Below are 3,876 nucleotides of genomic sequence, written 5' to 3' on the forward strand. Positions count from 1 at the left end.
CGCGATGCCGGACGAGGCCATCCGCAGACCACGGCAGCGCCGGTGGCAACGCATCCCACTGTTTCTGCACCTGCGGACGCAGCGGGCCTGACCGGTCCAGCCCGTGGTCCTCCTCGGGCCGTCAGGGTCAGATCGCGGCCATCGTGTGGTCCGCGGCTCCCGAGGCGATGTGCCCGGCGATGTCCGCGGCGTCGCGTCCCACGCCGCCCAGCAGCGCCGAGCTCAGTGCGCGCTGGAACGGCATGCCGATGAAGTACAGGCCGGGCTGGGAGGGCACCACACCCCGATCCTGGACCGGGAAACCGTAGGCACCGGTCACGGGCAGGTCGATCCAGGAGAGATCCATCACGAACCCGGTGCACCACACGACGTTGGCGACCTGCAGGATCGTTCCGTCGTCGAGTGTCGGCGAGCCGTCGCGCACGCCGGCCGTCCTCGGGACCCACTCGATCCCGGCGGCAGCGATGTCCCTGCGGCCGACCCGCCCGCGCGGGATGCCGCGGGGAGGGTCCAGGAACTCGTCGCGCACCTTCCGCCCGATGGGTGAGCCGACCGTGAGCACACGCGAGGCCAGGAACCAGATGAACGGCATGAGCACCCTGTCGGGCACGCTCCCGGCGCGCGTCGGCTCCTGACCGGGATCGCGTCCCGACAGCCAGGTCGGGTGCGTCTTCGATACCTCCACCGCGATCTCGGCGCCGGAGTTGGCGGCACCCACGACCAGGACGCCACCGTTGGCGAGCTGCGACGGGTTGCGGTACGCGCTGGAGTGGAGCTGGACGATGGCCGGATCGAGCTGCTCGGCGAAGTCCGGAATGCGCGGTGTGTGGTAGGTGCCCGTGGCCACCACCACATCGGCCGCGGTGTAGGTGCGGTCGCCGGCGCTGACCTCGAACGACTCCCCACGCCGGGAGAGGCGGTCGACCCTGACGCCCGTCTCGACCGGCAGGTGGAAGCGCTCCGCGTACGTCTCGAGGTAGTCGGCGACCTGATCCTTGGTCGGATACACATGACGCGCCGCCGGGAACGCCATGCCCGGCAGGCCGTCATAGCGCGCCGTCGTGAAGAGCCGCAGCGAGTCCCACCGTCTGCGCCATGCGTCGCCCACCCGATGGTAAGCGTCGAGGATGACGAAGTCGCGATCCTGCTGCGCCAGGTGGTAGCCGACCGCCAGACCCGACTGGCTCCCACCGATCACCACGGTGTCGACCTGCTCGCCTGCACCTGTCACGACAGCACCTTTCGGAGCCGGGATCATCGGCCGCGGGGTGACCGTCGGGTGGATCCTGATGGTCTCCACCGGTGGGCATGCGGCCCTCATCGTGACACACGGTACGAACGCTGCGGGTGCCTGCCATCGGGAGCACTGCGGATCCTTCGACGACGTAGGTGATGGGTGAGATCACCCATGCGGTACGAGCATGCGTCCCGCCGGCGGGGTCCCACGGCCCGCGCCTTCCCGCCTTGACGGTGGCGACGCCACTGGGCAGGGTGACCCACGGGCCGCACGGGTCGACCGGCTGGGACCGGGCGTGGAGGATGGGAGCGCGGTGGCTGCGTTGGATGCACTGGGGCGGATCCACCGATGATGGAGGTCCAGTCCGCAGCCCGGGGACGGGCGGCGGTGGAGCGGCTGGCCTGGGACGAGGCGTTCGATGCCTTCGCCGCGGCTGACGCACTGGCACCGTTGCACGCCGATGATCTGCAGCGACTGGCAACCGCGGCCTTCCTGCTCGGGCGGGTCGACACGGCGGTCGATGCGCTGATCCGCGCCTTCGAGGCGCACCGCGCGACCGACGCGGTGCGGGCGGCTCTCCGTTGCGCGTTCTGGATCATCTTCATCCTGCTGGGTCGTGGCGACGTCGCGCAGGTCGGTGGCTGGCGCGCACGGTGCGGTCCGCTGCTGGACGCGCTCCCTGCGGACGCCACCGAGCACGGCTACCTGCAGTGTGTCGAGGCGTACCGCCTGGAGCTCGTCGACGGTGACCACGGATCCGCGCGCGCCGCGGCCCACGGGGTCGTCGAGGTCGGCCAGCGGGCTCGCGACGACGACCTCGTCGCGCTGGGGCTCACCGTGGCGGGGCGGGCGGCGATCGAGGACGGACACGCCGCACGGGGACTCGCCGACCTCGACGAGGCGATGGCGGCGGTGACCGGCGGCGTGCTGTCCCCACCGGTGGCCGGAGCCGTGTACTGCTCGCTGATCGAGGCTTGCGAGGAGATCGGGTCCACGCGCCGCTGCGGCGCAGGACGGTCGCACGGTGCGTCAGGCACTGACCGGTGAACGTCACCATCCCGCGCTGCCGGTCGCACCAGGGGGGTCAGCGCGTCGGTCCACTCACGTTCGCGGCGCACGTCGCCGTTGGGACCGTGCCTGTTGGCGCATCCGCAGCCTGTCCGTGCCGATCCGGCCGTCCCGTCGGAACCGCCGTTTCCGGGGGTGGCGTCGAAGCTGTCAGCCCGGCTGCCGCGTCCGTGCCGGCCCGGGCGACGGCGTTCGGTCGGGCCGGCACGCTGCCGACAACCCGAGCGACGCGCGGGCGCTGTCCAGCCGGCCGCTCGGTTGACGCCCCGCTCATTGCTCGCCCCGCTGATCGCCCCACCACGACGTCGGAGGTGACGTCGGTGGCGCGACCAGGGGTGTGGCCTCGCTGCGTCCGGCGGTGGCCGGCGAGCTGGACCAGCGGAGGGCGATCAGGCCCGACGACGTGGGTGATCGCTCGCGCTTCATCTGCACGGGGTCGACGCGTCAGCCGGCGGTCATGGATCGCCGATGGTGGGTGGGTCGGCGTACGTCAGCCAGACGACCATGCTCGCCACCACCGGAGCGAGCAGGAGCACGACCATCGAGGTCAGGCTGGCAGTGGCACCCCAATCGGTCATACCGACGGCCAGCGCGATGACTACGCTTGCCAGCAGCGACGTCTCCGCCACCCGATAGAGCGCCGGAAACCTGCGCCGCGCCTGGAGCGTGCGAGCGAGGAGCACGATCGACAGCATCGCCGTCGCAAGCGAGCCGACCAGCAACCAGCGCACGGAGTCGGGCAGAGGCTCGGTTGCGTGCTCGACCGTGTTGAGGACGCCCGCTCCGCCCGCGGCCATGGACATCACCAACGGGAGGTGGAGGTAGAGCCACAGCTGCGTCCGGCGCGAATTCGGAGCGCGATGCGACACCAGATCGAAGTACAGCCACCACAGGCCGATGGCCACCACCACGCCCAGCAGCCCGATGACGATCCCATCCGCGTGGAGCGGCTCGATCTCAGCCATGCCGTTCACGGCCCCGACGATCACCTCTCCGAGGACGATGATGACGAACAGGCCTAGCCGCTCGATCAGCGATGGGGTGGTCGCGATCACGGCGTCTCCGCCCTGGCTGGCAGGCGGCGTCCATCGGAGAAACGCCGTGACGAGGCCCGCCACCTCAACCACCAATGCCAGCGCCCAGAGTGAGTAGCGTTCGGGTGCGTCGACCCCGACGCTCGCGACGAACATCGCAGCAGAGACCAGGTAGGCGATCGAGTAGGGAACCGACGCCGGTCGGTGGGACGGATCGTGGAGCCCGGTCCGGAACCACAGGATCACCAGCACGAGGCTGTTCGCCGCATACGCGAGCGCGAACCCCGATGCGCCCTCACCCGGCACATCGCCCACGAACACGGCCATGACCGCCACGGCGAGCATCTGGGCGAACGTGAAGATGCGCACGCTCACGTCGTCGGTGGCATGGAGATCGTGATACAGCGTCCCGTTGATCCACGACGACCACACCGCGTAGAAGAGAAAGGCGAACCAGCCGACGCCGGACCACGAGGGATGCTCGGCGAGACGATGGGCGAGCTGCGCGATGACGACCACGAAGACCAGGTCGAAGAA

At 70.4% G+C, this 3,876-nt stretch carries 3 protein-coding genes; 1 reads left to right on the forward strand and 2 read right to left on the reverse strand.

Annotated features, from left to right (window positions below; genetic code table 11):
- Window positions 1–127: 127 nt before the first annotated feature.
- Complete coding sequence (locus VFZ70_06400; GenBank protein HEX6255425.1) at window positions 128–1,231, reverse strand: NAD(P)-binding domain-containing protein; 1,104 nt, start codon at window positions 1,229–1,231, stop codon at window positions 128–130.
- 354 nt (window positions 1,232–1,585) lie between these two features.
- Here VFZ70_06400 and VFZ70_06405 point away from each other — a divergent pair, with 354 nt between their 5' ends.
- Window positions 1,586–2,284, forward strand: a complete 699-nt coding sequence (locus VFZ70_06405; GenBank protein HEX6255426.1) for a hypothetical protein — start codon at window positions 1,586–1,588, stop codon at window positions 2,282–2,284.
- 476 nt (window positions 2,285–2,760) lie between these two features.
- Here the strand turns inward: VFZ70_06405 and VFZ70_06410 are convergent.
- Window positions 2,761–3,876: low temperature requirement protein A (locus VFZ70_06410; GenBank protein HEX6255427.1), on the reverse strand; the 1,116-nt coding region annotated here is incomplete at its 5' end.

Source organism: Euzebyales bacterium, assembly GCA_036374135.1.
Classification (GTDB): Bacteria; Actinomycetota; Nitriliruptoria; order Euzebyales; family JAHELV01; genus JAHELV01.

What these genes read in the sequence shown, in the direction of transcription:
- VFZ70_06405 (HEX6255426.1), top strand. Translation starts at nt 1,586, where the DNA reads ATGATGGAGGTCCAGTCCGCAGCCCGGGGACGGGCGGCGGTGGAGCGG.